Below are 26,332 nucleotides of genomic sequence, written 5' to 3' on the forward strand. Positions count from 1 at the left end.
TCAGCCCGCATCCGAGCTACCGACGGCGACGCTTTCGCCGGCCGAAATGTCGCGGCCAGTGTCGCGGCCGGTGTCACGGCCGTTGTAGGCGCTCGCGTCGCCGCTTCGGGACACGCTCGGACGCCCGTCCACCGACACCGGCACGTCCCCGACGACCGTGACGCGCTGCAGGCGCCGGGGCTGGTCGCCGAAGTCGTTGACCACCCGGTGCTGGGTCGCCCGGTTGTCCCAGACCGCCACGTCGCCCTCGGCCCACGTCCAGCGGACGGTGTTCTCCAGCCGCGTGACGTGCTCCTGGAACAGCTTGATCAGCGTCGCCGACTGCTGCGGCGAGAACCCGAGCAGGGACCGCGCGAACCCGCCCAGCAGCAGCGTCCGCTCGCCGGTCTCGGGATGGACGCGGACGACCGGGTGCTCGGTCTCGTACGTCACCGAGCTGAAGACCTCCGCGCGCCGGCGGCCCTCCTCGCTCTGCGGATGCGCGGCCACGATGTAGTCGAACCGGTTGCTGTGCAGCGCCCACAGCCGGTCGGCGAGGTCGCGCAGCTCGGCGGGCAGCGACTCGTAGGCGGCGGCCGTGTTCGCCCAGCTCGTGTCGCCGCCGTGCGGCGGGATCGTCACGGCGCGCAGCACGGACGCGGCGGGCGGCGCGTCCACGAACGTCACGTCGGTGTGCCAGTGCTCGGCGCCGCCCGCGCCGCCGGTGTAGTCCAGGTCGAGGATGCGGCCGTCGCCGTCCAGGCCGGGGACGGTCGGGTGCGCGGTGGTCAGCGGGCCGAGCCGGCGGGCGAACGCGGTCTGGCCCTCGCCGTCGAGGTGGTCCTGGCCGCGGAAGAAGATCACCTTGTGCGCGAGCAGCGCCGCGCGGATCTCGGCGACGGTCTCGTCCGGCAGGTCGCCGCCGAGCCGGACGCCGGACACCACGGCGCCGATCCGTCCGGCGACGGGCGACACCTCCACGGCGGACGTGAGCAGGGGTGAAGACATGGGGGTCCCTCGTTTCGGGGTCGTGCGGGCAGGGCTCGGCGAGCCGGTCCGCGCCGGTGCGGACGGCCGTCGGCCGAGAAGAGAAGAGAAGGGGGGAAGAGGAGGGGACGACTCAGTGGCGACAGAGCGCGGCGGCGACGCGGCAGAAGTCCACGTCGCGGCGGCTGGTGAGCGCGTACGTCCTGGTCACGCCACCGACCGTACGCATCTGACCCAACAAAGTCAACCAAAAAAGTATGGAAATACGGGAAGTGGGACGCGCTTGACGGAGTGAGTACTCACTCCGTACAGTGGCCGCTATGGAGACCACACCCACCCGCCGCCGGGCGCCCGGCATGAGCCCGGAAGAACGCCGGGAGATGATCGTGCGGACGGCGCTCCCGCTGGTCGCCGAGCACGGCACCGCCGTCACCACCGGCCAGATCGCGCGCGCCGCCGGCATCGGCGAGGCGACGATCTTCCGCGTCTTCACCGACAAGGACGAGCTGCTCGACGCCTGCGTGGCCGAGGTGCTGCGCAACGACCACGTCCTCGGCGAGATCCGCGCGATCTCCCTCGACCGTCCGCTCGCCGAGCGCCTCATCGAGGCCGCCGCGGCGATCGACGCCTACCTCGCCCGCATGGGCATGGTCATCGGCGCGCTGTTCTCCACCGGGCGCAAGGAGCGCGGCCGGCACGGAGGCGGCGAGCACGCCGACGCGGGCCTCGACCGCGCCGCCGCCATGGAGCGCACGCTGGAGGCGCTCGCCGAGCTCTTCGAGCCCGAACGCGACGCCCTGCGCCTTCCGCCCGAGAAGATCGCCGCGATGTTCATGAGCCTCGCGTTCGGCCGCTCGCGCCCGGTCGGCGAGACCGCGATCCCCGTCGAAGAGGCCATCGACGTCTTCCTCAACGGCGCCCTGACGGCCTCCTGACCTCAACGGCGCCCTGACGGCCTCCTGGCCTCAACGGCGCCCTGACCTCAACGACCTCCTGGCCTCAACGGCGCCCTGCGGCCTCCCGGCCCCAACGCCGCCCGGACGGACTTCCGGTGCTCACTCGGGTGGCCGGGGGAGGGCGGCGGCGATGCAGTCGAGGACGCGTTCCAGGCCGTGCCGGAACTGCTCGTCGCGGCTCATCCGCGGCTGGCGCGCCTCCATGGCGATCCTGGTGAAGATCGGATACTTCCCGCTCTCCATCAGGTGCTGGATGTAGGGGTGGTTGCGCGCCGTCCACTCCTCCTCGCTGAGGCCGCTGCGGCGGATCTCCTCGGCCGTCGTGACCTCGTCGCGGGCCGCGCCCTCGACGTAGCCGTTCAGGATCGCCATGAGCGCGAGGTTCTCGTCCAGGGAGACGTACGGGTCGAGCACGCCCATCACGCGCTCGATCAGGAGCAGCTGGTTGGGGCCGTAGCCGGGCAGCGACCGGTTCGCGGTGGCGATCCACGGGTGCCGCAGCCACATCGCGCGCGTCCCGTCCGCGTAGCGCGTCAGGTCGGCGCGCCAGTCGCCGGACGGGACGCCGGCGAGGTCGATCTCGCCCATCAGCCGGTCGGCCATCAGCTCGACGAGGTCGTCGCGGCTCGGGACGTACCGGTACAGGGACATCGCGCCCGCGCCGATCTCGGCGGCGATGCGCCGCATCGTCGCGGCCTCCAGCCCCTCCCGGTCGGCGAGCCGGATCGCCGCGTCGGCGATCCGCGCCCGGCTGTAGGCGGGTTTCGGCCCGCGCGCCGGACGTTCAGGGCGCATCCAGATGTTGACGTACTCGGCGTCCGGCACCGCACTCCCCTCACTTGCGTACGCGGTACCCACTTTTCCCGGCGAACCTCTTGCGTACGCTGTACCCGGTAACTAGCCTCTCTCTGCGTACAAGATACCCAGTGGAGGGGTTCATGACCGATCCGATGGTGCTCGCCGAGGGACTGCGCAAGTCCTTCGGCGGCGTCCGGGCCCTGCGCGGCCTGGATCTGAGCGTCCCGAAGGGGACCGTCTGCGGCCTGCTCGGGCCGAACGGCGCGGGGAAGACGACCGCCGTGCGCATCCTGGCGACCCTGTCCGATCCGGACGCCGGACGGGCGGTCGTCGCCGGGCACGACGTCGTCCGCGAGCCGGGCCGGGTCCGGGAGCGGATCGGGCTCGCGGGCCAGTACGCCGCCGTGGACGAGCAGCTCACCGGCCGCGCCAACCTGCGCCTGTTCGGGCGGCTCTACCACCTGCCCCGCCGCGAGGCGCGCCGCCGCGCGGACGAGCTGCTCGACCGCTTCGGCCTCGCGGACGCCGCCGACCGCCGCGTCGCCGGCTACTCCGGCGGCATGCGCCGCAGGCTCGACCTGATCACCTGCCTCCTCCAGCGTCCCGACGTCCTCTTCCTCGACGAGCCGACCACCGGCCTCGACCCGCGCGGGCGCGGCGAGATCTGGGACGCCGTCCGGGCGCTGGTCGCGGACGGCACGACCGTCCTGCTCACCACCCAGTACCTCGACGAGGCCGACCGGCTCGCCGATCGGATCGCCGTCGTGGACGAGGGCCGGGTGATCGCCGAGGGCACTCCGGACGAGCTGAAGGCCGCCATCGGAGACCGGCTGGACGTCGTCCTGGAGGATCCGGCGGGGCTCCGCCCGGCCGCGACCGTGCTGCACGGCCTGGCCGGCGCCGATCCCGCGATGACCGACCGCGACCGGCTCAGCGTGCCGCTGCCGAGCGGCGGGCCCCGGCTCGCCGAGGCCGTCCGCGAACTCGACCGCGCCGGGGTGGCGGTGGCCGACGTGAGGCTGCGCCGCCCGACCCTCGACGAGGTGTTCCTGCGCCTGACCGAACGCGAGGAGAGCGTCCGATGACCGTCGTGACCACGCCCGGGCGGCGTCCGTCCGCGATCGTCCGCCTGTTCGGCGACGGGCTGACGCTGATCGGACGCGAGCTCGCCCGGCTCAAGGCGGAACCGGGACAGATCGTCGCCGCGCTGCTCTTCCCCGTCGTCATGGTCGTCCTGTTCGGGTACGTCTTCGGCAGCGCGATCGAGGTGCCGGGCGGCGGCGACTACCGCGAGTACCTGATGCCCGGACTGTTCGCGATGGTGGTGTTCACCGCCGCCCAGGGGGTCATGACGCGCATGGCCGCCGACGCGTCCCGGGGCGTGATGGACCGGTTCCGCTCGATGCCGACGGCTCGGCTCGCCGTGCCGTTCGCGCAAACCGGCGCCGACGCCGTGACCGGCCTGCCGCTGCTGGCGCTCATGGTCGGGGCGGGCCTGCTCGTCGGCTGGCGTCCGCACCGGGGCGTGGCGCTCACGGCCGCCGCCTTCCTGCTGATCGTCCTGCTGCGGTACGCGCTCGGCTGGCTCGGCGTCTACCTCGGGCTCCTGGTGAAGGACGAGCGGCTCGCCGCGCAGCTGGTGCCGCTGTTCCTGCCGGTCACGATGCTGTCCAACGCGTTCGTCCCGACGGACGGCATGCCCGCGTGGCTCCGGCTCGTCTGCGACTGGAACCCGGTGAGCGCGATCACCGCCGCCGCGCGGAACCTGTTCGGCGGCCCCGGCTCGCAGACGGCGCACGCCGCGCACGCCGCGCACACGGAGCAGATCGCGAACACCGCGCATCACGGGAACATGGCGTGGCCGGTGGAGCATCCGGTGATCGCCGTGCTGCTCTGGTCGGCCGGGCTGCTGCTGGTGTTCGTCCCGCTCTCGGTGCGCGCCCACACCCGGTGGGGGAGATGAAGAAACCCCAGGGGACCGCGGTCCGCACCTGGGGTGGGTGGTGGGCGATACTGGGATTGAACCAGTGACCTCTACCGTGTCAAGGTAGCGCTCTCCCACTGAGCTAATCGCCCGGGCTCGTGCTCTCGCGTGGGGCTGCACGGCGCAGAGGTGGAGACGGGATTTGAACCCGTGTACACGGCTTTGCAGGCCGTTGCCTCGCCTCTCGGCCACTCCACCAGAGCGAGACCGGCTGACGGCCTCTCAGAGCGGAAGACGGGATTCGAACCCGCGACCCTCACCTTGGCAAGGTGATGCTCTACCCCTGAGCCACTTCCGCGTGCCCTCCGGGTTCCCCCGGCGACGTCGTTAACTTTAGCCGAACTCTCGAGCGGATGCCTACTCGATGGCCGCGCGGCGTGCCTCACGTCCCGCCCCGCCCGCCGCGCGGCCGTTCGGCGGGCGATGGTCACGGTCGAGCCGGAGGCGCTCCGTCCGTCGTCACAGGGGCCGAGGCGCTCCGTCCGTGCCGGTGGCCAGTGCGCGGGACAGGGCGGACGTGAGCGTCGACTCGGCGTGCAGCTCGTCCCAGAAGGCCAGGTCCTCGTCCTCCTTGAGGTGGGCGATGCGGCCCCAGAACTCGCGGTCCTCGGCCTCGTGCGCGGCGGCCAGGGACAGCGCGGGCATGACCGTCGTCTCGCTGGCGGCGGCGTCGAGGTCGGCGGGGGTGACGTCGGCCGGGAGGGCGACGGGGACGGCCGGGCGGTGGTGCTTGCCGCGCTTGCGGACGCGGATGGGCGCGCGTTCCGGAGCCATCTCGGCGGCGCGGGCCGCCGCGGCCTTCCCGGCGGTCAATGCGACCGTTCCACAGAGGATGAGCGCCAGGACGCCGCCCATGACGACCTCCTGCGAGGGCAGGGTCGCGTCGTGCTCGTGGCGCGCCGCCGGCGCCGGACGGTGCCGTGCCGCCGGGACGGACGCGTCGTGCGCGGCGCCGATGTTCTGCACCGGGGCCGGGGGAGCGGCGTGCTTGGGCGCGTACTTCTCCGACGTCTCCGGCGTCCTGACCTTGCCGGGGTACCCGTAGCCCACGACCATGCCGTCGTCGCACCGGGTGTGCCGGATGAGCTGGCCGCCGTCGGTGTTGCCCTCGATCGTGTGCAGGCAGTCGCCGTCGACCGACTCGACGAGCCCGACGTGGTCGATCTGGTCGACGTCACCGCTGCCCGACCAGTCGAAGAAGACCAGGGCGCCCGGTTCGGCCTTGTGCCCGAACGCGCCCTGCTTCTGGAACCACTTCGCGTGGTCGACGGTCGAGGCGAACTGGCCCGCCTGCTCGGCGACGCCCGCCTGCTGCGCCGCCCAGGCGAGGAACATGTCGCACCAGGGTGCGGTCGAGAAGTACGAGTCGTGGTCACCGTCGACGGTCTTGCGGTACCACTCGCCGTACTTCGAGTAGCCGTCGTCCTTCGCCTGGTAGCCGATCTGCTTCCGGGCGACGTCGAGCAGCTTTCCGCCGATGGGGTCCATGGCGCTCCAAGGTCACGTGACGATCTCGACGGAATGTAGCGAAGGTAAATTCGAGGCCGCAAGTTGTTCGGGCTGAAACGGTCATCCTGGGCTATCTGGGTGGGGGTCGGTCGTGACTACCTCACGAGTAGCCCCTTGGGAGGACCGCGACCGGGCTCGTGGCCGCCCGCAGGACCTTCAACGCCATCTCCCCTAGGAAGACCTGATGTGCGGAGGCGTCCTCGGAACTGGCCAGGACTAGGAGTTCCCCTTCCGGCCAGGCGACGTCTGCCAGTGCGTCCGCCACGTCGTCGCCTTCGGCCAGCTCTGCCGTCACCTGGTCGGCGGGCAGCCCGGACGACTCCTGGGCGTAGCGGATGGCGAGGGCGAGATCGTCGCGGAGGCGTCCGCGCGGCTCGTCGTCCCCGACCGCGAGGGTGATCAGGCGCAGCGGGACGTCCAGGGCGAGGGCCGCCTGCGCGGTGCGCTCGACGGCCTCGTCCGCCTGGGGACGGCGCACGTAGGACAGGGTGATGCGCGACAGCCGCTCGGGCGGGTCGTATCCGGCCGGGGCGAGCATGACGGCCTCGTGCGAGGCGTGCAGCAGCATGTCGCCGGGCGCGCCGATCGCGACCCGGCCGTGCGCGCCGCCCTCCGGGGAGCCGATCACGATCAGGTCCGCGCCCGACCGGCTGGCCAGCGTGGACAGGCCGCGTCCCACCCCGCGCGCCTCCTGCGCGACGAAGTCGGCGGACAGTTCGGGCGCGGTCTCGGCGAGCAGCTCCTCGGCCTGCTTGAGGACGGCGAGCGCCTCGCCCGCGGCGGCCGGACGGTCCGGCGGGTGGACGTGGACGACGGTCAGCCGGCCGCCGGTGTGCGCCACGACGGCCCGGGCCAGCCGCAGCGCCTCGCGGCCACCCGCGCCCGCCGCGTACCCGGCGAGGACGTGTTGTCCGATCACGTCCTGATCCTTCCCGGCTCCTCAGCGGCCATGCGACCGGCCCCGCGCTGGCCCCGCGTCGGCCCTGCGCCGGTCCCGCGTCGGCCCTGCGCCGGTCCCGCGCTGGCTCCGCGCTGGCCCTGCGCCGGTCCCGCGTCGGCCCCGCGCTGGCTCCGCGCTGGCTCCGCGCTGGCTCCGCGCTGGCTCCGCGCTGGCTCCGCGCTGGTCCCGCGTTGGAGTTGCGCCGGAGGCGAGCGGGAGGCGAACTGCGCCTGGCTGGGGACGGCCGACGGGGCATGTGCGCAGGTGGGGGCGGTCGCGATGGTCTTGTCTGGATGGTTCTGCGGTAGATTCACGTCCGCTGCGTGAAATGTAGACATTTGGGGGAATGTTGACGCTGGATGCCGTAGCGCCCGGATTGACGCCCGGCCGCTGGACGATCGATCCCGCCCATTCCGAGATCACCTTCAGCGTCCGGCACCTGATGACGACCGTGCGCGGGACGTTCCCCGACTTCTCCGGCGAGGCGCTCGTCGCCGCCGACCCGTTCGCCTCGTCCGCGTGCGCGGAGATCAGGCTGGCCTCCCTCGACACCCGCAACGCCGAGCGGGACGCGCACGTCCGGTCCGGGGACTTCCTGGACGTCGAGCGGTACCCCGTGATGACCTTCGCCAGCACCGGCCTGGAACGCGCCACGATCGGCCGGCGGGCCCGCACGCCGCGCTTCCACGTGGACGGCGAGCTGACCGTCCGGGGCGTCACCCGCCCCGTCCGGCTGCTCTCGGAGTTCCACGGTGTCAGCGGGGACCCGTGGGGCGGCGTCCGGGCGGGCTTCACGGCCACCACCGAGATCAGCCGCCGCGACTTCGGCATCGAGTTCAACATCCCGCTCCAGGGCGACAAGGTCGTCCTCGGCGACGCCATCGCGATCCAGCTGGAGATCCAGTTCGTCAGGACGGGCGGCTAGGCCGAGACTGCCGCCGGCGCCAGGGATCAGGGTGCGGCGGCCGGGTTCCGGCAGAGCGACAGCAGGTCGCGGGCGGGCCCGGCCGGGCGCGTTCCCGCAGGCCAGACCGCCCGCAGCGGACGCGACAGATCGAGGTTCAGCACCGGGACCTCGACCAGCCGTCCCCGGGCCAGCTCGTCGGCGACGGCCAGTTCGCTCACCACCACCGGCCCCGCCCCCGAGACCGCCGATCCCTTGAGTGCCGTCGTGGACGCGAGCTGGAGCATCGGCGGTGCGGCGCCGCCGTGCGCGGCGAGCGCCCGGTCCAGGACCTCACGCGTCCCCGACCCCTCCTCGCGCAGGATCAGCGGCGTCGTGGCCAGTTCCTCGGGTGTGATCCCGGACCGGCGGCGCGCCCACGGATGCCGGGGCGCGACCACGACGACGAGCCGGTCGGCGGCCACGACGGCCCCGCTGAGCCCGGCCGGTTTGCGCGCGCCCTCCACGAACCCGAGATCCGCTTCCCCCGCGCGCACGAGCTCGGCGACGTCGGTCGAGTTCGCCGCGCGCAGCGTCACCGCCGTGTCCGGACGGGACTCCCGCAGCGCCACCAGCCAGCCCGGCATCAAATATTCGGCGACGGTGAGGCTGGCCGCCAGGCGCAGCCGTCCGTCGCGCTTCTCGCGCAGTGCGGCGACGCCCGCGTCCAGGGCGTGCGCCGCGTCCACCACCTGCTGGGCCCACTCGGCGACCAGCGCGCCCGCCTGGGTGGGCCGCGAGCCGCGCGGCGAGCGTTCCAGGAGCGGCATGCCGAGCTGCCGCTCCATCGACCGGATCCGCGCGCTCGCGGCGGGCTGGGTGACGCCGAGCTCCGCCGCCGCGCGCCCCACGCTGCCCAGCCGGACGACCGCGAGCAGCAGCTCCAGGGCGGCCAGGTCGGGGACGCGTCGGGACAGCGGCATGATGCCAGTCTAGCCCCGAGTCATAACCGCGCCTTATGGCCTCATAGGGCCGTGACCACTAGTGATCCTTTCCGGTCCGCGCCAGTCTGGACGCCATGGGGATCACCGTCGCACCGCCGCAGCGGGTCGTGCTGGGGGACCTCGGCCGCCCGGCCGAGGTCTTCCGGCATCTCGGGCCGAACTGGTACGCCGCCGTCATGGGCACGGCGATCATGGCGAACGGCGTGAACGCGCTGCCCGTGGCGTTCCCGGGCCGGCACGGCTACGCGGTGGCGTTCTGGGCGCTCGGGTTCGCGATGCTCGTCGCGCTCGGCGCCGCCCGGGTCGTCCACTTCGTCCGGCATCGGGCCGAGGCGCGCGCGATGCTGTTGGAGAACCCCGCGACCGCCGTCTTCTACGGCTGCCCGCCGATGGCGCTGCTGGCGGTCGGCGCGGGCACCCTCGCGGTCGGACGGGACGTCCTGGGCGAGCGGGCCGCCGTCACGGTCGACGGGGTCCTGTGGACGGCGGGCACGCTCTACTCCCTGCTCGTCGCGTTCGGCATCCCGTATCTGATGGCCACCCGCCACGAGATCAAGCCCGGAACCGCGAACCCGACCTGGCTGCTGCCCGTGGTCGCGCCGATGGTCGCCGCGGCGACCGGCCCCGCGCTCATCCCGCACCTCCCGTCCGGCCAGGCGCGCGAGACCATGCTCTACGGCTGCTACGCGATGTTCGGCGCCAGCCTGATGCTCACCCTCGTCCTTCTACCGGGCGTCTGGCACCGGCTCGCGCACGACAAGCTCGCCCCGCTGACGCTCACCCCGACGCTTTTCCTCGTGCTCGGGCCGCTCGGCCAGTCCACGACGGCGGTCGGCGCGCTCGGCGTCGCGGCCCCCGCCACAGCGCCCGAGTACGCCGGGGCGATGCGCGCGTTCGGCGTTCTGTACGGGGTGCCGGTGATGGGGTTCGCGCTGGTCTGGCTGGTGCTGTGCCTCGCCGCGAACCGCCGGGCGTTCGCGTCCGGGATGCCGTTCGCCATGACCTGGTGGGCCTTCACCTTCCCCGTCGGGACGTGCGTGACCGGCGCGTCCGCGCTGGCCAAGGCGACCGGTCTCGACGCGATGACCTGGGTGGCGGTGGCGCTCTACGTCCTGCTCGCGGCCGGCTGGCTCGCGGCCGGGACCAACACCGCGCGCGGCCTGCGCACCGGCCGCCTCCTGCTCCCGCCCCGCTGACCCAGGCGCCCCCTGCCGCACGGCTCTCGCGCCCCTTGCGCGCGGTCGCGTCCCGAGCGTCTCACCCCACCGGACCACGGGATTCGGACGCGCCGGAACCGGGGGTGACGGAACGGTTGCATGGCGTGCTCCAGAGGGTACGATGCGACCGACGTCCCCCCATCCGTCACCGGCCCGCGCGCCGGTGGGAAGAGGCGCCCAGTGTCGCTGAGCACACTGCACCAACGGCCGGGTCGCCTCCCGGCCGAACTGACCAGCTTCGTCGGCCGCCGCGATGAGCTGGCCGAGATCGATCGCCTGCTCGCGCGCTGCCGGCTGGTCACCCTCACCGGTCCCGGCGGGGTCGGCAAGACGCGCCTCGCGCTCCGCGCCGCCCGCGCCGCCGGGCCGCCCGACGGCGTGTGGTTCGTCGACCTGACCGCCGCGCCGGAGCCCGGGCTGGTCGCCCGCGTCATCGCGGACGCGCTCGGCCTGCCCGACCAGGGCGGCGAGCCGCTGGACGCGGCCATCGAGCTCCTCGCCCGCCGTCCGGGCCTGCTCGTCATGGACACCTGCGAGCACCAGATCGACTCGTGCGCGATGCTCGCCGAGACGCTGCTGAGCGCCGCGCCCGATCTGCGCGTGCTCGCCACCAGCAGGCAGCCCCTCGACATCGCCGGGGAGCACACGCTCGTCGTCGCGCCGCTGCCGAGCCCCGTGCCCGGCGAGGAGGGCGCCAACGGCGCGAACGGCGCGAGCGACGAGGAGCCGGGCGCGGTCGCGCTGTTCACCGACCGCGCGTCCGCCGTCGTGCCCGGCTGGACGGCCACCGGCGACGAGCGCGAGGCGGTCGCGCTGCTGTGCCGGCGGCTGGACGGCATCCCGCTGGCGATCGAGCTGGCCGCCGTGCAGGTCCGGGCGCTGTCGCCGCGGCAGATCCTGGAGCGGCTCGACCGCCGCGCGCTGGAGGTGCGCGGCCGCCGCACCGCGCTGCAACGGCATCAGACGCTCCGCGCGGCGATCGACTGGAGCCACGAGCTCTGCTCCCCGGACGAGCGCCTGCTGTGGGCGCGGCTGTCGGTGCTCGCCGCCGACTTCGACCTGGAGACCGCCGAGAAGGTCTGCGGCGACGACCGGCTGCCCGCCGCGGCCGTGTTCGACCTGGTCTCGGGACTGCTGGCCAAGTCGATCGTGCAGCGCGTGGAACGCGACGGGCGGGTCCGCTACCGCATGCTCGACACGCTGCGCGAGTACGGCGGGGAGCGGCTGGACGAGCTGGGCGAGGCCGAGCGGACGCGGGCCCGCGCGTTCGACTGGTTCGGCGAGACGCTGCGGCGCGCGAACGACGAGCTGGGCGGCCCCCGGCAGCGGCACTGGCTCGAATGGCACGCGCGCGAGGAGAGCGGGATCCGGGCCGTCCACGAGTGGGCGCTGCGCGCCATCCCGGACGAGCCGCTCCTGTGCAGCCTCATCGCGAACGGCCGCCTGCTCTGCCTGCGCGGGCGCATCGGCGAGGCGCGGCACTGGGTGCGCCGGATGCTGGACGCGCGCCCGATCGGCGACACGGCGGAGTGGATGGAGGCGGCCGGTCTCGCGGCGCTGCTCGCGGTCTTCCAGAAGGACCTGGCCGCCGCGCGCGGACTGGCCGCGGCGGTCGCCGAGCGCGCGCCCGCGGACGGCGATCTCGGCGGGCTCGGCTACGCGCGCGCCGCCGAGGGCCTCGTCGCGCTCCAGGAGGACGATCCGGCCCGCGGCCGCGACCTGCTCGCCGAGGCCGAGCGGATGCTCGCCGAGACGCGTCCGGGCGAGGTGATCTCGTCGATCGTGCCGCTGCTCGCCGGGGTCGCGCACGCCGCGCTGGGCGAGCCCGGCGCGACCCGCGACATCGCGGTGCGGATGGAGGCCGAGACCGAGCGGAACGGCAACGTGTGGGGCCAGGCTTACGCGCGTGCGCTGCGCTGCCTGGCGCTGCTGCTGCTCGGCGCCCCGGCGGAGGGCCTCGCCACCGGCCGCGACGGCCTGCGGACCATGGCCGAGATCGACAACCGGCTCGGCCTGGCGCTGTGCCTGGAGGCGATCGCCTGCTGCCTGGCCGCGACGGAGGAGCCGAAGAGCGCGGCGGTGCTGTTCGGCGCGGCCCGGCGGCAGTACGAGGACAGCGGCGCGGTGCTGTTCGGCCCGGCCTACACGGTGCTCGTCGGCGTCGTGAAGGAGGGCGTCCGCGCCGAGCTCGGCGACGACGCGTACTGCGCGGCGGCCGAGGCGGGCGGGCGGATGGAGCTGGACGCGGTGGTCGCCGAGGCGACCGGCGAGCGGCGCCCGCCGGCCGACGCGCCCGCGGGCCGCTCCCGCTCGGTGCTCAGCCCGCGCGAGTGGGAGATCGCCGAGCTGGTCGCGCAGGGCCTGACCAACCGCGAGATCGCCGACCGCCTGGTCATCGCCAAGCGCACCGCCGACTCGCACGTCGAGCACATCCTCGCCAAGCTGTGCGTCTCCTCCCGCGCCGAGATCGCCGCCTGGTACACCCGCAACTCCTAGCCCCGCATGGTCGGGCCGTCACCGCCCCGGGCGGGTCAGTCGGTCTCCGCCGCCCTAACCCGGGCGGGCTCAGTCGGTCTGCGCCGACCGGGATTCGGCGGCGAGGCGGCGGACGGCCAGCTCGGCGTAGAGGGCCGCGCCGTCCGGAAGGACGGCCTCGTCGAAGACCGCCTCGGGGGAGTGGTTGTTGGCCGCCTTCGCGGGATCGAGGCCGGGCGGGCACGCGCCGAGCGCGACGAACGCCGACGGCACCTCGTCGCACACGAACGAGAAGTCCTCGGATGCGGGCAGCGGGCGCGGCGCCTCGAAGTAGCGCTCCTCCCCGAACGCCTCGCGCACGGTCTCGCCGACGAACGCGGCCTCGGCGGCGTCGTTGACGGTGACCGGGTAGTCCTGCACGTAGTCGACATCGAGTTCGAGCTCATAGGCGTCCGCGATGCCGCGCAGGAGGCGGACGCAGCGGTCGGCCAGCTCCTCGTGCGCGCGCCCGGAGAACGAGCGGACGGTTCCGGCGAACCTCACCTCGTCGGGGATCACGTTGTCGCTGGTGCCCGCGTGGAACGTCCCGATGGTGAGGACCACCGGGTCGAACGCGTCGAACCGGCGCGTCACGAGCGTCTGCAACGCGCCGACCATCTCGCAGGCGGCCGGGAGCGGGTCGTTGGACAGGTGCGGCATCGAGCCGTGGCCGCCGCGTCCGCGGACGGTCACGCGCAGCCGATCGGCGGCGGCGAGCATCGGCCCGCCGCGCGTCAGGAACAGCCCGGACGGAGCGGCCGCCGACAGGACGTGCAGCGCGTAGGCGGCGACCGGCCGCTCCCCGGACGCGTCGAGCACGCCCTCGTCGATCATGATCCGCGCGCCGCCGAGCCCCTCCTCGCCCGGCTGGAACATGAACACGACGTTCCCCGCGAGGCTCTCGCGCCGGTCCGCGAGCAGCCGGGCGGCCCCGGCGAGCATGGCCGTGTGCAGGTCGTGACCGCAGGCGTGCATGCGGCCCTCGACGCGGGAGATGAGATCGGCGTCGCCGCGCTCGGTGACGGGCAGCGCGTCCATGTCGCCGCGCAGCAGGACGGTCGGGCCGGGCCGTCCGCCGCGCAGCACGGCGGTGACGGAGCTGAGCCGCTCGCCCGTCGTGATCTCCAGCGGGAGGCCGTCCAGGGCGGCGAGCACCTTCTCCTGCGTGCGCGGGAGGTCCAGGCCGAGTTCGGGCTCGCGGTGGAGGTCGCGGCGGAGCCGCACCAGCTCGTCGCGGAGCCCGGCGGCGTCCGCGCGCAGGGCCGGGCCGGGGGCCGGGGACGGGGACATGGGCGCCTCCTGAACCTTGGAACCGATCTCCGGATCGCGGAAACGATCTCTGGTCCCACGCTAGCCCGCGCCCCCGGCCCGCGGCAGGGGAGGTGCCGGACGGAGCCGTCAGCCGAAGGCGGTGAGCGACGTCCAGTGGTCGAGCAGCGCCCGGTCGCCGGCGACCTTCACGCGCGGGTCGTCGGCGGTGATCCGGCGGCTGAGCAGCAGGAACAGCTCGGCGACCGGTGCGGTGACCACGACGCGGGCGTCCGCGCCGTCCGAGGTCTCGGTGACGCGCGGGCCGTCCGGCGTGCGGGTGACCAGCCAGGCGGGCAGGCCGTCCTCCTCGGGACGCCACAGGAGCGTCTCGCCGGATCCGCGCAGCTCCGCGATCTTCGGGTTCAGCTCCGCGACGACCGGCGAGCAGACCAGGTCGAGGCCCTCGGCGACGCCGTCGGCGGCGAGATCGGCGTCGAGCGACCAGTCCGCGCCGACCGTGAAGGCGGCGTCGGCGTGGTGGACGGTCGTGTCGTGCAGCAGCCGCCGCAGCCAGAACTCGGCGCGCACGTCGCCTCCGAACGGGCTCCAGACCGGCCGGTCCGCCTTCTCGACGGCGGTGATGAGCCGCTCGGCGCCGTCGCTCAGCCACTCCTCCCAGCGGTCGGGGGTCATGCCGTCCGGCACCACCTGGGGGATCGGCTCACGCGCGCGCGTCGCGACCATCTCGGCCATCGCAGGCAGCGCCCCGCCGATGTGCTCGACGAGCTGGCGGAGCGTCCAGTCGGGGCAGGTCGGCACGGTCATGCCGGGATCGCCGCCGCTCGCCTTGCGCCCGAACGCGGACGCGTGGAGCCGCATCGCCTCGGCGAGCCGTTCCTCGGTGGGAATGTCCATGGGTTGCCCTTCCTGCGTGGCGGGACCGTTACCCGTACCGTAGGAACTCCAGTCGGCTGGAGGTTCAAGTGTCCGTGACCCACGTCACGCCGCAAGTGGCCTCGCTGGGCATCGGGGAGCTGTCCCGGCGGACGGGCGTGGCCGTGCGGACGATCCGGTTCTACTGTGACGAGGGCCTGCTGACGCCCGTGCGCAGCGGCGGCGGGCACCGGCGGTTCGGTCCGGACGCGGTGGAGCGGCTGCGGACGATCCGGCGGCTGCGCGCGCTGGGCATGGGCCTGGTCGCGATCCGGTCCGTCCTCGCGGGTGAGGACGATCTCGGGACCGCGATCGCGCGCGAGCGGGCCGCCGTGGACGCCGAGCTGGCCGCGCTCGCCTGGCGCAGCGCGACGCTGCGCGCGGCCGAAGCCGAAGATCCCGCCGGACGGGCCGCGCGCCTGGACCTGCTCGCCGCCGTCGCGGACGGGTCCGCCGCGCACGCGCTGCTCACCGACTTCTGGCGGGCGCAGGCCGTGGCGCTCGACTCCGGCCCGTACCTGGACGCCCTGCTCGACATGGCCGTGCCCGCCCCGCCGCCGGACCCGACGCCCGAGCAGGTCGTCGCCTACGCCGAGCTGGTCGGTCTCGCGCAGGACCGGTCGCTGCGGGCGATGCTGCGCGCGCGGCGGCTGGCCAACGCCGAGAAGGTCAGGGACGAGCCGACCCTGCTGACCGGGCTGGCCGAGGCGTGCGACCGGACGGCGCCGCTCGCGCTGGCGGGCGCCGCGCCGGAGCCCGGCCCGGAGCTGGACCTGTTCGTCGCGGCCCACGCCGCCGCGCGCGAGACGCGGGACTCGCCTGGGTTCCGCGGCGAGCTGGCCGAGGACCTCCAGGCCGACCGGGAGCCCCGCATGGTCCGCTACTGGGCGCTCACCGAGGTCGTCACCGGCGTCCCGCACGTGATCAGCCGGGCGCACCTGTGGCTGTTCGAGGCGCTCGACCGGGCCGTGGAGGACGGGCCGGGGGAGCATCGGAACCTCCGCTGAGCAGGGCGGGGAATATCGCCGACCGAGGCTCCGCTAAGGTAGTTGAACCTTCTACTAAATGGAGCCGTGATGATGCAGTTCGGGATCTTCTCGGTCGGCCAGGTCTCGACCGACCCGGCGACCGGACGGGTGCAGAGCGAGCGGGACAAGATCCGGATGATGGTCCGGATGGCGCGCCGCGCCGAGGCCGCCGGGCTCGACGTCTTCGCGACCGGCGAGCACCACAACCCGCCGTTCGTGCCGTCCTCGCCGACCACGCTGCTGGGGTACATCGCGGCCCGGACGGAGCGTTTGGTGCTCTCCACCGCCACCACGCTGATCACCACCAACGACCCGGTGAAGATCGCGGAGGACTACGCGACGCTGCAGCACCTCGCCGACGGCCGCGTGGACCTGATGATGGGCCGCGGCAACACCGCGCCGGTGTATCCGTGGTTCGGCAAGGACATCCGCGACGGCCTCGACCTGGCGATCGAGAACTACCACCTGCTGCACCGCCTCTGGCGCGAGGACTCGGTGGACTGGAAGGGCGAGCACCGCACGCCGCTCCAGGGTTTCACCGCGACGCCGCGTCCGCTGGACGGCGTGCCGCCGTTCGTGTGGCACGGCTCGATCCGCAGCCCCGAGATCGCCGAGCAGGCGGCCTACTACGGCGACGGTTTCTTCCACAACAACATCTTCTGGCCCATGGAGCACGTGCAGCGCATGGTCGCCCTCTACCGGCGGCGCTTCGAGCACTACGGCCACGGCGCCGCGGACCAGGCGATCGTCGGTCTCGGCGGGCAGGTCTACATGCGGCCCAAGGCCGAGGACGCCATCCGCGAGTTCCGGCCGTACTTCGCCACGTCCTACGTGTACGCGAACGGTCCCTCCCTTGAGGAGACCATGAAGACGACGCCGCTGACCGTGGGCACGCCCGAGCAGGTCATCGAGCGGACGCTCGCCTTCCGCGACTCCGTCGGCGACTACCAGCGCCAGCTCTTCACGCTGGACCTGGGCCTGCCCGAGGAGATGGTCATGGAGCAGATCGACATCCTCGGCGAGGAGGTCGTCCCGGTGCTGCGCAAGGAGTTCGCGATCGGACGTCCCGCGCACGTCCCGGACGCGCCGACCCACGGCTCCCTGCTCGCCGCGAAGACGGCCGAGCAGGCCGAGCAGGTCGCGCCGGCCGGTGACGACTCGGCGAAGGAGGAGGTCGCGCGATGACCACCCGCAGCCTGGCGGTCGTCTCGTCCGGCCTGCGCGACCCGTCCTCGACCAGGATGCTCGCCGACCGGCTCGCCGCGGCGACCGCCGAGGCCCTGCGCGAGCGGGGCGACGAGGCGGTCGTGGCGACGGTCGAGCTGCGCGCGCTCGGCCACGACCTGGTGAACAACCTGGTCAGCGGCTTCCCGGCCGGGGACCTGAAGGCCGCCGTCGAGGCGGTGACCGGCGCGGACGGCCTGATCGCCGTGACGCCGGTGTTCCAGGCGTCCTACAGCGGCCTGTTCAAGACGTTCTTCGACGTCCTGGACAAGGACGCGATCGAGAACACGCCGACGCTGCTCGGCGCGACCGGCGGCACGCCCCGGCACTCGCTCGCGATCGACTTCGCGATGCGCCCGCTGTTCGCGTACCTGCGCGCCGCCGTCGAGCCGACCGCCGTGTACGCGGCCACCGAGGACTGGGGGAGCGGCGAGCTCTCCGGCCGGATCGCCCAGGCCGGGCGGGAGCTCGCCGACACGATCGCCGGACGCGCCCCCGCCGCCAAGCCCGACCCGTTCGACGAGCCGGTCCCCTTCGAGAGCCTGCTCTTCAAGGAGTGACCGCAGCCGGGCGCGGCGGCGGACGGGCCGGCCGGACGGGTCGCCCGAACGGCCGGGCGCGGCGGCGGACCGGTCGACCGGACGGGCCGCCGCGCGGGTCGGCCGGGTGAGGTCGCCGCGCGGGGGGCGGCCGGGTGAGGTCGCCGCGCGGGTCGGCCGGGTGCTAGTTCGCCTGGCCGATCGGGCGGACGACCATGGTGTTGACGTCCACGCCGTAGGGCTGCGTGACGGCCCAGACGATGGCGCGGCCGATGTCCTCCGAGGTGAGCATGTGGGGGTAGTCGGGCGTCCCGACGTGGTCCCAGAACTCCGACTCGGTCGCGCCCGGCGCGATGAGCGTCACGCCCACCCCGTCGGACGACACCAGGCGGCGCGTGTTCTCCGCCAGGCCCGTCATCGCCCACTTCGTCGCGCCGTAGAAGTTGCCGGGCGTGTTCACGAACCCGGCGACGCTGCCGACGATCACGATCCGGCCCTTGGACTCGGTCAGCGCGGGCAGCGCCGCGCGGATGAGGTAGGCCGGGCCGAGCACGTTGGTCAGCACCATCTCGCGCATGTCGTCCGGATCGGAGTCGGCCACCGAGCGCCCCTTGGCCCCGCCCGCGTTCGCGACGACGGCGTCGAGGCGCCCGAACCGCTCGACCGTGGCCCGGACGGCCGCCTCGACGTGCCCGTAGTCGGCCGCGTCGCCCGCGATCGTCAGCAGCCCGTCGGGCTCGCCGAGCTCCTTGGCCACTTCGTCGAGGCGCTCCCGGCGGCGGCCGGTGATGGCGACCTTCCGCCCGGCGGAGATCAGCTCGCGGGCGGTGGCCGCGCCGATGCCGGTGCCGCCGCCGGTGATGAGGGTGACGTGGGTGTCGGTCATGCCGCAGATCCCATCACCTGGAGCGCGCTCCAGGTCAACCGCGTGCGGGCGGATGCCGCCGCTAGCCGGGGATCTTCGTGCCGGGACGGTCGGGAAGCCGGACGGGCGAGGCGAGCAGCAGATCGTCCGCGACGAGGACGGGCCAGAGCGCGTCCCGTCCGGGCGGGCCGTCGGGGCGGACGAACGCGCCGCCGTCCAGCGCGACGATCAGGTGCGGGACGAGCAGCGAGCGCCGCAGCGCCTCGTCCGGGGCGAGCGAGTGCGGCCAGTCGGTGATGTTGAGGACCTCCACGCTCAGCCGCGTCACCTCGCCGTCCCGGTCGCGTCCGGCGCGCGTGCGCATGAGGACCTGGATGGGCCAGCGGCTGCGGACGACGCGTCCGCAGCCGAGCGGTTCGACCATCCGCCGCGCCGGGACGACCCGCGCGAGCGTGCGTTCGGCGTCCAGCAGGTCGGCGAGGCGGTACTCCGGGTCGAGCTCCTCGGGGACGGCCTCGTCCCCGGCGTGCAGCGCGACGCCGTGACCGTCGGAGACGCCGTCCGGCTCGACCCGGCGGACCTGGACGTGCAGGAAGCGCAGCCGCATCCGGACGCGCGCGGCGGGCCCGGCGCGCAGCAGGCAGTCGGCGCGGACGCGGGACGCGCCGCCGGGTCCGGGCGGGGCGAGGGCGCGGCGCGGGCGCCCTGCCGCGAGCAGGACGGCGTCGGCCAGGTCGCGGGCGAGATGGAAGTCGGTCACGGGCGGCGCCTCCTTCGCCGCACTCCTACCCCCACGTGACGTATGCCACCCTTTCGGCGTAGGTTAGTTAGCATAAGCAACTATTCGGCCCCGTCCGCGTCCGTCCGTCCTCGCCCTCCCGGAGGTCCGCGTTGGGCACCGCCCGCACGTCCCCCCACTACTCGTGGATCGCGCTGAGCAACACGACGCTCGGCATGCTGCTGGCCACCGTCAACTCGTCCATCGTCATCATCTCGCTGCCCGCGATCTTCCGGGGCATCCACCTCGACCCGCTCCAGCCGGGGAACGTTAGCTACCTGCTGTGGATCCTGATGGGCTACATGCTGGTGTCGGCCGTCCTCGTGGTGACGCTCGGCCGCCTCGGCGACCTGTTCGGCCGCGTCCGCATGTACAACGCGGGATTCGCGGTGTTCACGGTCGGCACCGTCGTGCTGGCGCTCGACCCGTTCCACGGCACCGGGGGAGCGGTCTGGCTCATCGCCTGGCGGATCTTCCAGGGCATCGGCGGCGCGATGCTCATGGCCAACTCCGCCGCCATCCTCACCGACGCGTTCCCCGCCCACCGGCGCGGCATGGCGATGGGCGTCAACCAGGTCGCGGGCATCGCCGGGAGCTTCCTCGGGCTCGTCGCGGGCGGCCTGCTCAGCGAGGTGAACTGGCGGCTGGTGTTCTTCGCCTCCGCGCCCATCGGCGTCCTCGGGACGGTCTGGGCCTACCGCAGCCTGGTGGAGACCCGCCAGCGCGCGACGAAGATCAGCCTGGACTGGCTCGGCAACCTCACCTTCGCCGCCGGGCTCACCGCGCTGCTCGCCGCGATCACCTACGGCATCCAGCCCTACGGCGGGCACGTCATGGGCTGGACGAACCCGTGGGTGCTCGCCGGGATCATCGGCGGGATCGCGCTGCTCGCGGTGTTCTGCGTCGTCGAGACGCGCGTCGCCGAGCCGATGTTCCGGCTCGGCCTGTTCCGGATCCGCGCGTTCGCCGCGGGCAACGCCGCCGGGCTGCTCGCCGCGGTCTCGCGCGGCGGCATGCAGTTCATGCTGATCGTCTGGCTCCAGGGCATCTGGCTGCCGCTGCACGGCTACGACTTCGCCGACACGCCGCTGTGGGCCGGGATCTACCTGCTGCCGCTGACCCTCGGGTTCCTGGTCGCCGGGCCGCTGTCGGGACACCTGTCGGACCGGCACGGCGCGCGGGCGTTCGCGTCCGGCGGGCTGCTGCTGTCGGCGGCGGCCTTCGCGGGCCTGCTGCTCATCCCGACCGACTTCCCGTACTGGCTGTTCGCGCTGCTGATCTTCCTGAACGGGCTGGGCTCGGGGCTGTTCGCCGCGCCCAACACCACCGCGATCATGAACTCCGTCCCGGCGGACCAGCGCGGCGTGGCGTCCGGGATGCGCGCCACCTTCATGAACGCCGGGATGGTGCTGTCGATCGGCGTGTTCTTCTCGCTGATGATCGCGGGCCTGGCGGACCGGCTGCCGACCACGCTGTCCGGCGGGCTGACCGCGCACGGAGTCCCGGCGCCGGCGGCCGGCCATGTGGCGAGCCTGCCGCCGGTCGGGACGCTGTTCGCCGCGTTCCTCGGCTACAACCCGATCGGCAACCTGCTCGGCCAGGGCGGCGTGCTCGCCTCGCTGCCGCCGAAGGACGCCGCCGAGCTCACCGGCCGCTCCTACTTCCCGCACCTGATCTCCGGGCCGTTCCACCACGGGCTGGTGATCGTGTTCTCGCTGGCCATCGCGATGTCGCTGGTCGCGGCCGTCGCGTCGCTGCTGCGCGGGAGCCGGTTCGTCCACGACGAGCACGCCGAGCCGGCCGCCCGGACCGCGAGCCGGGTGCACTGAGCCGGCGTCCTTCGGGGAGCTGGCGCGGTGGCGGGGGAACCCGCCCGTGCCGGCTCACCGCACGGTGAGTAAGGCATGCCTAAGTTGCGGCGGACGGCCGCGCCGGAAAGTCACCTACCTGCCGGTATTCGACTCTCTGGAACGTTACATGGCGTCCGGGAGACCAAGAGCTTTCTTGAGGCGCCCCCGAGCGCGTGTTGCATTTAATCAACTGACAGTGCGATGCGTTAAGGAGGGTTCTCATGACGCTCTGGGAGGTCGCCGCGGTGGCCGTTCCCCTGCTCACGTTCTCGTCGTTCGGATCCGGACATGTCACCGCGAACACGTCGGCCGCGACCGGGCCCTCGGGGGCCTGCCACTACCGGGTGGTGGGCGTCCACCCGGGAGGCACGCTGCACGTCCGGTCCGGCCCCGGCGCGCGGTACGGCGTCGTGGCCAAGCTCCCCCCGAACGCCCGGGTGGACGGCGCGTGCTCGTCCCAGCACGGCTGGGTCCAGTTGCGCGCCGGCGGCGGTCGCGGCTGGGCGGCCGACTCCTACCTGGCGAACGTCTAGGACCGGCGTCCGGGACCGTCCGGCCGACCGGGATGGTGGGGTCCGGTCGGACGGACGGCGGCATCGCCTGGAGCGTTCCCGTCCGGACCGCCCCGCGACCGCCCCCGGTGCGGACGGGGAGCTGGGGCGCTCGGTCCGGGCCGCGCGGCGGTCCGGTGCGGAAACGCCCGGGCGCCCGTGACCCCGGCCCCGGAGGACGGATCGGGTGGTCCTCCGGGACCGGGGCCGCCTGACGGCCCCCTCGCCGCGCGACCGCGACCGCGGTCGCGCCGCGCCGCGCCGGGGGCCGGCCGTCCGGGCCTGGTCACGAGAGGCCCGGACGGCGGCCTTCTCCGGAAACGGGGCGTGCCGTGGACGCCGCGGGTCAGCGGCCGGCGTCCACGGCACGCCCCGTCCCGAATGCGCACCATCGTATTTATTCGTTGCGCAAATGTGCAAACATCTGGGTGTGTTCTCCTCCCGTCCCCTCCGCGAGACGCCCCCGAGCTCCGTCCGAAAGGCGGCCTTGTGAGCGCGTCCGACGGCGCGCCGCCGCACCGGTTCCCGGGGCCGCGGCGCGCGGCCTCCCTGGCGCTGCTGGTGTTCGCGCTCATCGTGACCGTCTCGGCGTTCGCGCAGATCGGGCTCGCGCGGGACGGCAGGCTGCCGAGCTCGCTGTTCGGCTACGGCGCGGCGATCGTGGCGCTGTCCCTGGTCGCCTACGGCGTGGTCTGGCGATGGGCGCCGCACGCCGACCCCCTGCTCGTCCCGTGCGCGATGCTGCTCAACGGCGTCGGGCTGGCGATCATCTACCGGATCGACCAGACCACCGCCGCCGACTACCTCCAGGGCAAGCTCCAGTACGAGCACGACCATCCCGGCGGCCACTACGTCCCGTACGGCGCGGGCGCGAACGTGGCGGGCCAGCTCCTCTGGACGGCCCTGTCGCTCGGCCTGTTCGCCGTGTTCGTCCTGCTCCTGCGGGACCCGCGGACGCTGCGCCGCTACCACTACACGCTCGGGTTCGCCGGCTTGCTGTTCCTGGTGCTGCCGATCGTGCCGGGCATCGGCGCGTCCATCAACGGCGCGCGGGTGTGGATCCGGCTCGGCCCGTTCTCGGTGCAGCCCGCCGAGTTCTCCAAGCTCGCGCTGATCACCCTGTTCGCGGGCTACCTGGCGAAGAACGGCCAGGCGATGGCCGTCACCGGACGCCGGGTCGGCCCGATCGCGCTGCCGCGCGCCCGGCACCTGATGCCGATCGTGGTGATCTGGCTGCTCAGCATCGGGGTGCTGCTGATCCAGAACGACTTCGGCTTCCAGCTGCTGTTCTTCGGCCTGCTGGTCTGCATGCTGTACCTCGGCACCGGACGCGGCGGCTACGTCGTCATCGGCGTGCTGCTGTTCGCGCTCGGCTCGGTGTCGGTCTACTACCTCGGCGTCGCCGTGCACGGCCCGCTGGAGCACCTGGTGCAGCGGGTCGAGATCTGGAAGGACCCCGGCCCCTACTTCAACGGCGGCTGCCAGCTGAAGAACGGCCAGATCCTGCGCCAGTTCGGCGTCGGGCACGCCCATCCGATCGCCGACTGCACCGCGATGGGCGGCCAGTACTCCGACAGCTCGCAGCTCGAACAGGGCCTGTTCGCGATGGGCCAGGGCGGGATCCTCGGCACCGGCCTCGGCCAGGGCCGTCCGTTCCTGACGCCGCTGGCGTTCAGCGACGAGATCTTCACCTCGCTCGGCGAGGAGCTCGGCCTGACCGGCGCGATGGCGATCCTGACCGTCTACCTGCTGCTGGTCCAGCGCGGCTTCCGCATCGCGGTCGCCTCCAAGGACGCCTTCAACCGGCTGCTCGCGGGCGGCGTCGCGTTCGTGTTCGCGCTCCAGCTTTTCGTCATCGTCGGCGGCGTCACCGGACTCATCCCGTTCGCGGGCATCACGACCCCGTTCATGACGCAGGGCGGATCGTCGCTGATGGCGAACTGGATCCTGATCGCCGTCCTGGTGCGGATCAGCGACAGCGTCCGCCGTCCGCCGCCGCAGGCGATCCAGGACGAAGGCATGACCCAGATCGTCAGCCTTCGCCCGTGACGCGCATCCAGGCCGTTCGGTTCAACTAGCGGACTTCTCCCGCAGCGACGCGCTCTGCGACGCGTCCTGTCCGTCGCCCTGCGACGCGTCCTGTCCGTCGCCCTGCGGCGCGTCGTGCGGCGCGTTCTGCGACGCGTCGTGCGGCGCGTTCTGTCCGTCGTCGTCGCGGGACGGGCGTCCGCCGATCAGGTCCATGGCGATCTCCAGGGCGGCCTCGTGCCGCTCCTCGTCGGCGATCTTCATGTCGCCGGTCAGGAACACGCTCATGTGCAGGGACATGATGGACAGCCGGGCGCGGAGCTGGTCGATCACCGGGTCGCGGTCGTCCGCCAGGACGCGCGCGAGCCTGCGGAACCGCTGCCGCGCGTCCTCGCCCGGCTTCAGGTCGCGGATCTCCTGCTGGTTCTGCGACATGAAGCGCATGAGGTCGCCCGCCGGGCCGCGCAGCAGGTCGGCGTAGCGGTCCAGGATCTCCACCCGGCGCTCTCGGGTCATCGGTTCGAAGCTCGCCCACTCCAGCAGCTCGTCGACCTTCTCTCCGAACTCGTCGAAGAGGCTGGAGATGATGTCCTCCTTGGTCTTGAAGTGGTAGTACAGGGCCGCCTTGGTCACGCCGAGCCGCTCGGCGATCTCGCGGAGCGAGGTCTTCTCGTAGCCCTGCTCGGCGAACAGCTCCAGGGCGACCCTGCGGATCTGCTCCCGGGTGTCGCCTCGTCGTCCGCCCATGATCACTCCCATGCCCTGAAACTTACTTGACGACCGGCTAGTTCAGAGCCTACCGTACGACAGGTAAGCAAACTAGCCGGACGGCAAGTAAGTGAGAACCCGTCCTCCAGGGGAGACTAGCGATGTCGCAGGCAGGAAACGGGCAGGCCGCGCCGCCCGCCGCGGGCGGGCCGGGGACGCCCCCCGCCGCGGGGAGCGACGCCAACAGCCAGCGCCAGATCTACATCGGCATCTTCGGGCTCATGCTCGGCATGTTCCTGGCGATGCTCGACAACCTGATCGTCGGGACCGCCCTCCCGACCATCGTCGGTGACCTCGGCGGCCTCGCCCACCTGTCGTGGGTCGTCACCGCCTACGCGCTGGCGGCCGCCGCCGCGACGCCGATCTGGGGCAAGCTCGGTGACCTGTACGGCCGCAAGGGCATGTTCATGTCCTCGATCGTCATCTTCCTGGTCGGCTCGATGCTGTCCGGCCTCGCGCAGAACATGAACGAGCTGATCGGCTTCCGCGCGCTCCAGGGCCTCGGCGCCGGCGGCCTGATGGTCGGCGCGATGGCGATCATCGGCGACCTGGTGCCGCCGCGCGAGCGCGGCAAGTTCCAGGCGATGATCGGCGGCATGATGCCGGTCGCGTTCGTCGGCGGCCCGCTGCTCGGCGGCTTCCTCACCGACCACCTGAGCTGGCGCTGGGCGTTCTACGTGAACGTCCCGATCGGCGCGGTCGCGCTCCTGGTCACCGGCTTCGGCATGCACCTGCACTCGCGCCGGCTCAAGGCCAAGATCGACTTCATCGGCGCCACGCTGCTGACCGTCGGCGTCGTCTGCATCACCCTGGTCGCGAGCTGGGGCGGCAGCGAGTACCCCTGGGCCTCGTCCCAGATCATCGGCCTCGGCGTCGTCGGCGTGATCTCGCTGATCGCCTTCGTCTTCGCCGAGAACCGCGTGCCCGAGCCGATCCTGCCGATGCGGCTGTTCCGCAGCCGCAACTTCACCGCCGCGCAGATCCTCAGCTTCCTGGTCGGCGCCGCGATGTTCGGCGCGGTGAACTTCCTGCCGCAATACATGCAGAACGTCCAGGGCGCCTCCCCGACCAACAGCGGCCTGCTGCTGCTCCCGCTGATGTTCGGCATGCTCGCGGTGATGCTCACCACCGGCCAGCTCATCACCCGCAACGGCCGCTACCGCATCTACCCGATCATCGGCGGCGCGGTGCTCACCGGCGGGATGCTCGTCCTGCTGATGCTGACCGTCCACACCTCGACCGCGACCAGCTCGCTGCTGACCCTCGGCGTCGGCCTCGGCATGGGCTTCATCATGCAGATCAGCATGCTGGTCACGCAGAACAGCGTCGAACTGCGCGACATGGGCGCGGCCAGCGGCGCGGTCACCCTGTTCCGCACCATCGGCGGCTCCCTCGGCGTGGCCCTGCTGGGCTCGATCTACACCCACCGCCTGGAGAACGTCGTCTCCGACCGCCTCACCCCGGCGGAGGGCCACCGCATCGCCTCGGGCGGCGCGCACATCACCCCCGAACTGCTGCCGAAGCTCCCCGCCCCCGTCCGCGAGGCGTTCGAGGCGGGCGTCACCAGCGGCCTGCACGGCGTGGCCATCGGCGGCGCGATCCTCGCGGCCCTGGCCTTCGTCGCCGCCTGGTTCATCAAGGAGGTCCCGCTCCGCGGCTCGGCCCCCGCCAAGAAGTCCGAGACGCCCGAGGAGACCGCAGTGGACACCGTCCCGGCCCACTGATCCAGCCACGCGGCCTCACTTA

23 protein-coding genes and 3 tRNA genes are annotated in these 26,332 nt (G+C 73.1%); 13 read left to right on the forward strand and 13 right to left on the reverse strand.

Annotation, left to right across the window (positions count from 1 at the left end):
- Positions 1–987, reverse strand: coding sequence for a TauD/TfdA dioxygenase family protein (locus tag ACFPCY_RS22180; protein WP_378258050.1), 987 nt, complete (start codon positions 985–987; stop codon positions 1–3).
- Positions 988–1,286: 299 nt separating this feature from the next.
- On the opposite strand from ACFPCY_RS22180, the gene ACFPCY_RS22185 reads away from it, so the two are divergent.
- A complete protein-coding gene (locus ACFPCY_RS22185; RefSeq protein WP_378258052.1) occupies positions 1,287–1,901 on the forward strand; it encodes a TetR/AcrR family transcriptional regulator in 615 nt (204 codons plus the stop codon).
- 120 nt (positions 1,902–2,021) lie between these two features.
- Here the strand turns inward: ACFPCY_RS22185 and ACFPCY_RS22190 are convergent, their stop codons facing one another.
- Positions 2,022–2,747 carry a TetR/AcrR family transcriptional regulator gene (locus ACFPCY_RS22190; protein ID WP_378258054.1) on the reverse strand — a complete coding sequence of 242 codons (726 nt, stop codon included), beginning with the start codon at positions 2,745–2,747 and terminating at the stop codon, positions 2,022–2,024.
- 113 nt (positions 2,748–2,860) lie between these two features.
- On the opposite strand from ACFPCY_RS22190, the gene ACFPCY_RS22195 reads away from it, so the two are divergent.
- On the forward strand, positions 2,861–3,805 hold the full coding sequence (locus tag ACFPCY_RS22195; RefSeq protein ID WP_378258055.1) for an ATP-binding cassette domain-containing protein: 945 nt from the start codon (positions 2,861–2,863) through the stop codon (positions 3,803–3,805).
- Complete coding sequence (locus ACFPCY_RS22200) at positions 3,802–4,683, forward strand: ABC transporter permease (protein ID WP_378258057.1); 882 nt, start codon at positions 3,802–3,804, stop codon at positions 4,681–4,683. Before ACFPCY_RS22195 ends, ACFPCY_RS22200 begins: the two co-directional genes overlap by 4 nt.
- A 38-nt stretch (positions 4,684–4,721) precedes the next feature.
- Here ACFPCY_RS22200 and ACFPCY_RS22205 read toward each other — a convergent pair.
- From ACFPCY_RS22205 to ACFPCY_RS22225, 5 genes are all read right to left on the reverse strand, one after another.
- Positions 4,722–4,796 (reverse strand) — tRNA-Val (locus tag ACFPCY_RS22205).
- 35 nt (positions 4,797–4,831) lie between these two features.
- Positions 4,832–4,902 (reverse strand) — tRNA-Cys (locus tag ACFPCY_RS22210).
- 28 nt (positions 4,903–4,930) lie between these two features.
- Positions 4,931–5,002, reverse strand: a tRNA-Gly gene (locus ACFPCY_RS22215).
- Positions 5,003–5,163: 161 nt separating this feature from the next.
- A complete protein-coding gene (locus tag ACFPCY_RS22220; protein WP_378258059.1) occupies positions 5,164–6,192 on the reverse strand; it encodes a CHAP domain-containing protein in 1,029 nt (342 codons plus the stop codon).
- A gap of 121 nt (positions 6,193–6,313) precedes the next feature.
- On the reverse strand, positions 6,314–7,132 hold the full coding sequence (locus tag ACFPCY_RS22225) for a universal stress protein (protein WP_378258060.1): 819 nt from the start codon (positions 7,130–7,132) through the stop codon (positions 6,314–6,316).
- Between the two features lie 367 nt (positions 7,133–7,499).
- Here ACFPCY_RS22225 and ACFPCY_RS22230 point away from each other — a divergent pair, with 367 nt between their 5' ends.
- A complete protein-coding gene (locus tag ACFPCY_RS22230; RefSeq protein ID WP_378258061.1) occupies positions 7,500–8,078 on the forward strand; it encodes a YceI family protein in 579 nt (192 codons plus the stop codon).
- Positions 8,079–8,104: 26 nt separating this feature from the next.
- Here ACFPCY_RS22230 and ACFPCY_RS22235 read toward each other — a convergent pair whose 3' ends face one another.
- Complete coding sequence (locus tag ACFPCY_RS22235) at positions 8,105–9,019, reverse strand: LysR family transcriptional regulator (RefSeq protein ID WP_378258063.1); 915 nt, start codon at positions 9,017–9,019, stop codon at positions 8,105–8,107.
- A 95-nt stretch (positions 9,020–9,114) separates the two neighbouring features.
- Here ACFPCY_RS22235 and ACFPCY_RS22240 point away from each other — a divergent pair, with 95 nt between their 5' ends.
- Both ACFPCY_RS22240 and ACFPCY_RS22245 read left to right on the forward strand, forming a co-directional pair.
- Complete coding sequence (locus ACFPCY_RS22240; RefSeq protein ID WP_378258064.1) at positions 9,115–10,236, forward strand: TDT family transporter; 1,122 nt, start codon at positions 9,115–9,117, stop codon at positions 10,234–10,236.
- A 201-nt stretch (positions 10,237–10,437) separates the two neighbouring features.
- Complete coding sequence (locus ACFPCY_RS22245) at positions 10,438–12,753, forward strand: ATP-binding protein (RefSeq protein ID WP_378258066.1); 2,316 nt, start codon at positions 10,438–10,440, stop codon at positions 12,751–12,753.
- 69 nt (positions 12,754–12,822) lie between these two features.
- On the opposite strand, the gene ACFPCY_RS22250 is transcribed toward ACFPCY_RS22245, so the two are convergent.
- Together ACFPCY_RS22250 and ACFPCY_RS22255 are read right to left on the reverse strand one after the other, a co-directional pair.
- Positions 12,823–14,061, reverse strand: a complete 1,239-nt coding sequence (locus ACFPCY_RS22250) for a M20 metallopeptidase family protein (RefSeq protein ID WP_378258067.1) — start codon at positions 14,059–14,061, stop codon at positions 12,823–12,825.
- A gap of 108 nt (positions 14,062–14,169) precedes the next feature.
- Positions 14,170–14,937: a maleylpyruvate isomerase family mycothiol-dependent enzyme gene (locus ACFPCY_RS22255; protein ID WP_378258068.1), complete on the reverse strand. Its 768-nt coding sequence runs from the start codon at positions 14,935–14,937 to the stop codon at positions 14,170–14,172.
- A 68-nt stretch (positions 14,938–15,005) separates the two neighbouring features.
- On the opposite strand from ACFPCY_RS22255, the gene ACFPCY_RS22260 reads away from it, so the two are divergent.
- From ACFPCY_RS22260 to ACFPCY_RS22270, 3 genes are all read left to right on the forward strand, one after another.
- A complete protein-coding gene (locus tag ACFPCY_RS22260) occupies positions 15,006–15,962 on the forward strand; it encodes a MerR family transcriptional regulator (protein WP_378258070.1) in 957 nt (318 codons plus the stop codon).
- 72 nt (positions 15,963–16,034) lie between these two features.
- On the forward strand, positions 16,035–17,168 hold the full coding sequence (locus tag ACFPCY_RS22265) for an LLM class flavin-dependent oxidoreductase (RefSeq protein WP_378258444.1): 1,134 nt from the start codon (positions 16,035–16,037) through the stop codon (positions 17,166–17,168).
- The gene (locus tag ACFPCY_RS22270; RefSeq protein WP_378258072.1) at positions 17,165–17,767 is read left to right on the forward strand and encodes an FMN reductase; all 603 of its coding nucleotides are present in this window, start codon (positions 17,165–17,167) and stop codon (positions 17,765–17,767) included. The genes ACFPCY_RS22265 and ACFPCY_RS22270 overlap by 4 nt, the downstream gene beginning before the upstream one ends.
- Before the next feature lie 163 nt (positions 17,768–17,930).
- On the opposite strand, the gene ACFPCY_RS22275 is transcribed toward ACFPCY_RS22270, so the two are convergent.
- Positions 17,931–18,632: an SDR family oxidoreductase gene (locus tag ACFPCY_RS22275; protein WP_378258074.1), complete on the reverse strand. Its 702-nt coding sequence runs from the start codon at positions 18,630–18,632 to the stop codon at positions 17,931–17,933.
- A gap of 61 nt (positions 18,633–18,693) precedes the next feature.
- A complete protein-coding gene (locus ACFPCY_RS22280) occupies positions 18,694–19,371 on the reverse strand; it encodes a hypothetical protein (RefSeq protein WP_378258076.1) in 678 nt (225 codons plus the stop codon).
- 131 nt (positions 19,372–19,502) lie between these two features.
- On the opposite strand from ACFPCY_RS22280, the gene ACFPCY_RS22285 reads away from it, so the two are divergent.
- From ACFPCY_RS22285 to ACFPCY_RS22295, 3 genes are all read left to right on the forward strand, one after another.
- A complete protein-coding gene (locus tag ACFPCY_RS22285) occupies positions 19,503–21,218 on the forward strand; it encodes an MFS transporter (protein WP_378258078.1) in 1,716 nt (571 codons plus the stop codon).
- A 242-nt stretch (positions 21,219–21,460) separates the two neighbouring features.
- Positions 21,461–21,772 (forward strand): SH3 domain-containing protein, encoded by a 312-nt coding sequence (locus ACFPCY_RS22290; protein ID WP_378258080.1) that lies wholly within the window; start codon positions 21,461–21,463, stop codon positions 21,770–21,772.
- Positions 21,773–22,279: 507 nt separating this feature from the next.
- Positions 22,280–23,839, forward strand: coding sequence for an FtsW/RodA/SpoVE family cell cycle protein (locus tag ACFPCY_RS22295; RefSeq protein ID WP_378258081.1), 1,560 nt, complete (start codon positions 22,280–22,282; stop codon positions 23,837–23,839).
- A gap of 21 nt (positions 23,840–23,860) precedes the next feature.
- On the opposite strand, the gene ACFPCY_RS22300 is transcribed toward ACFPCY_RS22295, so the two are convergent.
- Positions 23,861–24,577: a TetR family transcriptional regulator gene (locus ACFPCY_RS22300; protein WP_378258083.1), complete on the reverse strand. Its 717-nt coding sequence runs from the start codon at positions 24,575–24,577 to the stop codon at positions 23,861–23,863.
- A 110-nt stretch (positions 24,578–24,687) separates the two neighbouring features.
- On the opposite strand from ACFPCY_RS22300, the gene ACFPCY_RS22305 reads away from it, so the two are divergent.
- Positions 24,688–26,310, forward strand: coding sequence for an MDR family MFS transporter (locus ACFPCY_RS22305; protein WP_378258085.1), 1,623 nt, complete (start codon positions 24,688–24,690; stop codon positions 26,308–26,310).
- Positions 26,311–26,332: the final 22 nt, after the last annotated feature.

Origin of the sequence: Actinomadura gamaensis (genome assembly GCF_042652125.1) — a bacterium.
In the GTDB taxonomy this organism is placed as follows: Bacteria; Actinomycetota; Actinomycetes; order Streptosporangiales; family Streptosporangiaceae; genus Spirillospora; species Spirillospora gamaensis.

Coding starts and splice junctions, on each gene's coding strand:
- ACFPCY_RS22230 (WP_378258061.1), top strand. CDS start 7,500: ATGTTGACGCTGGATGCCGTAGCGCCCGGATTGACGCCCGGCCGCTGG.
- ACFPCY_RS22185 (WP_378258052.1), top strand. CDS start 1,287: ATGGAGACCACACCCACCCGCCGCCGGGCGCCCGGCATGAGCCCGGAA.
- ACFPCY_RS22265 (WP_378258444.1), top strand. CDS start 16,035: ATGCAGTTCGGGATCTTCTCGGTCGGCCAGGTCTCGACCGACCCGGCG.
- ACFPCY_RS22200 (WP_378258057.1), top strand. CDS start 3,802: ATGACCGTCGTGACCACGCCCGGGCGGCGTCCGTCCGCGATCGTCCGC.
- ACFPCY_RS22220 (WP_378258059.1), bottom strand. CDS start 6,192: ATGGACCCCATCGGCGGAAAGCTGCTCGACGTCGCCCGGAAGCAGATC.
- ACFPCY_RS22180 (WP_378258050.1), bottom strand. CDS start 987: ATGTCTTCACCCCTGCTCACGTCCGCCGTGGAGGTGTCGCCCGTCGCC.
- ACFPCY_RS22250 (WP_378258067.1), bottom strand. CDS start 14,061: ATGTCCCCGTCCCCGGCCCCCGGCCCGGCCCTGCGCGCGGACGCCGCC.
- ACFPCY_RS22240 (WP_378258064.1), top strand. CDS start 9,115: ATGGGGATCACCGTCGCACCGCCGCAGCGGGTCGTGCTGGGGGACCTC.
- ACFPCY_RS22305 (WP_378258085.1), top strand. CDS start 24,688: ATGTCGCAGGCAGGAAACGGGCAGGCCGCGCCGCCCGCCGCGGGCGGG.
- ACFPCY_RS22290 (WP_378258080.1), top strand. CDS start 21,461: ATGACGCTCTGGGAGGTCGCCGCGGTGGCCGTTCCCCTGCTCACGTTC.
- ACFPCY_RS22255 (WP_378258068.1), bottom strand. CDS start 14,937: ATGGACATTCCCACCGAGGAACGGCTCGCCGAGGCGATGCGGCTCCAC.
- ACFPCY_RS22195 (WP_378258055.1), top strand. CDS start 2,861: ATGACCGATCCGATGGTGCTCGCCGAGGGACTGCGCAAGTCCTTCGGC.
- ACFPCY_RS22300 (WP_378258083.1), bottom strand. CDS start 24,577: ATGGGAGTGATCATGGGCGGACGACGAGGCGACACCCGGGAGCAGATC.
- ACFPCY_RS22275 (WP_378258074.1), bottom strand. CDS start 18,632: ATGACCGACACCCACGTCACCCTCATCACCGGCGGCGGCACCGGCATC.
- ACFPCY_RS22235 (WP_378258063.1), bottom strand. CDS start 9,019: ATGCCGCTGTCCCGACGCGTCCCCGACCTGGCCGCCCTGGAGCTGCTG.
- ACFPCY_RS22270 (WP_378258072.1), top strand. CDS start 17,165: ATGACCACCCGCAGCCTGGCGGTCGTCTCGTCCGGCCTGCGCGACCCG.